The sequence below is a fragment of the Streptomyces sp. RPT161 genome (genome assembly GCF_027533845.1).
GTDB lineage: Bacteria > Actinomycetota > Actinomycetes > Streptomycetales > Streptomycetaceae > Streptantibioticus_A > Streptantibioticus_A silvisoli_A.
Window position 1 is genome coordinate 1 of sequence record NZ_JAPZVN010000058.1, and the last position, 2360, is coordinate 2360.

Below are 2360 nucleotides of genomic sequence, written 5' to 3' on the forward strand. Positions count from 1 at the left end.
CGTCTGACCCGCCGAAGCAGTCCCCAGCACCACACCGGGGGCGGTGGCGCCCGCCGCCAAAGCCTCCAGTTCGCGCAGCAGCTCGGCCCGGTCGCTGGCGATCAGCGCCGCGCGTCGGTCCAGTGTTGCCCGCGTGGTCGCCAACGAGTGGGCCACATCAGCCAGTTCAAGGTTCTCGTCCTCCGCAACTCGCAACCGCAGCCGCTCCGCCTGCGCACGCAGCGCGTCCTCACTCTTGCCGGACACCACCAGGGGTAGTACCGGAAGCGTCACCGGCCCACTCGGGTGTTCGTCCTCAGCGGTCGGTGCCTGCTCGATGATCGTGTGCGCGTTCGTTCCGCTGAAGCCGAACGAGGACACCGCGGCCCGACGCGGGCGCCCGGAGTCCGGCCACTCCCGTGCCTCGGTCAGCAACGACACGGCGCCCGCCGACCAGTCCACGTGCGGCGACGGCTGATCAACATGCAGCGTCCGCGGCAATACACCGTGCCGCATCGCCAACACCATCTTGATCACACCGGCCACACCGGCCGCCGCCTGCGTGTGCCCGAAGTTGGACTTGATGGAGCCCAACCACAACGGCTGGTCGGCAGTCCGCTCCTGCCCGTAAGTGGCGAGCAGCGCCTGCGCCTCGATCGGGTCGCCCAGCGTGGTGCCCGTACCGTGCGCCTCCACGACGTCCACCTCGGCGGCAGTGAGCCGAGCGTTAGCCAACGCCTGGCGGATCACCCGCTGCTGCGAAGGACCGTTCGGCGCGGTCAAACCGTTGCTGGCACCGTCCTGGTTGATGGCGCTGCCACGGACCACGGCCAGTACGGGGTGGCCGTTCTTCCGCGCGTCCGACAGCCGCTCCACCAGCAGCACGCCCGCGCCCTCGGACCACCCGGTGCCGTCCGCGTCCGCCGAGAAGGCCTTGCAGCGACCGTCCGCCGCAAGACCCCGCTGACGGCTGAACTCCACGAAGGGCGCCGGTGTCGCCATCACCGTCACGCCACCCGCCAGCGCCAGCTCGCACTCGCCGTTGCGCAGCGCCTGCACCGCCAGGTGCAGAGCCACCAGCGACGACGAGCACGCCGTGTCCACGGTGACGGCCGGGCCTTCAAGGCCGAAGGTGTACGAGAGCCGGCCCGAGATCACGCTTGCCGCGTTTCCGGTGCCGAGGAAGCCCTCGACGCCCTCCGGAAGCACCGGCAGCCGCGAGGCGTAGTCGTGGTACATCACGCCCGCGAACACACCGGTACGGCTACCGCGCAGCGTCGCCGGGTCGATCCCGGCCCGCTCGAACGCCTCCCAGGATGTCTCCAGCAAAAGGCGTTGCTGCGGGTCCATCGCCACGGCCTCGCGCGGCGAAATGCCGAAGAACGCCGGATCGAAACCTGCCGCGTCGTCGACGAAGCCGCCCTCGCGGGCGTAGCTGGTGCCGGTGCGGTCCGGGTCCGCGTCGTAGAGCGCGTCCAGGTTCCAGCCGCGGTCGGTGGGGAACGCCCCGATGGCGTCCTGGCCGTCCATCACCAGCCGCCACAGGTCTTCAGGGGTCTCCACGCCACCGGGGTAGCGGCAGCCCAGGCCGACGATGGCGATCGGCTCGTCGTCGGCCGCGACGACCGTCACGGCGTTGCCGGACGCTGCCGGGGCCGCACCCAGTACCTCGGTGCGCAGGAACTCGGCCAGCACCTTCGGGGTCGGGTAGTCGAAGACCAATGTGGCGGGCAGCCGGAGATCGGTGGCGGCGCCCAGCCGGTTGCGCAGTTCGACCGCGCTCAGTGAGTCAAAGCCCAACTCACGGAACGAGCGGTCGGGCCCGACCTCGTCGGCGCCCGAGTAACCCAGCACGGCCGCGACCTGGGTACGCACCAGCGCCAGCAGTTCGGCGTTCTGCTCGGCCGTCGGCAGGGCGGCGAGCCGCCGCGCCAGCGAGCCGTTGCGTTCCGCACTCTGCGCGGCGGTCCTACGCGCGGTCGTACCGGCCAGTGCGCGCAGCAACGGCGGTACGGCGGCGCCGCCGCGAAGTGCGGCGGTGTCCAACCGCAGGGGGACGAGGAGAGCTTCGTCGGCCAAACCGTGTGCGGCGTCGAAAAGTTCAAGGCCCTCTGCGGTGCTGAGGGCGGAGACGCCGCCGCGGTTCATCCGGTCGAGGTCCGCCGTGTCGAGCTCACCAGCCATGCCCCCCTCATCGGCCCACAGACCCCAGGCCAACGAGACCGCGGGCAGACCCAACGCACGCCGATGCTGGGCAAGGGAGTCCAGGAACACATTGGCCGCGGCGTAGTTGCCCTGACCCGCGTTCCCGAACACACCCGCCGCCGAGGAGAACAACACGAACGCCGACAGATCACACTCACGCGTCAACTCATGCAGAT

1 protein-coding gene is annotated in these 2360 nt (G+C 70.6%); it reads right to left on the reverse strand.

The features are described 5' to 3' along the window. Positions 1 to 2360: type I polyketide synthase (locus O5O46_RS34840; protein ID WP_443072703.1), on the reverse strand; the 2360-nt coding region annotated here is incomplete at both ends.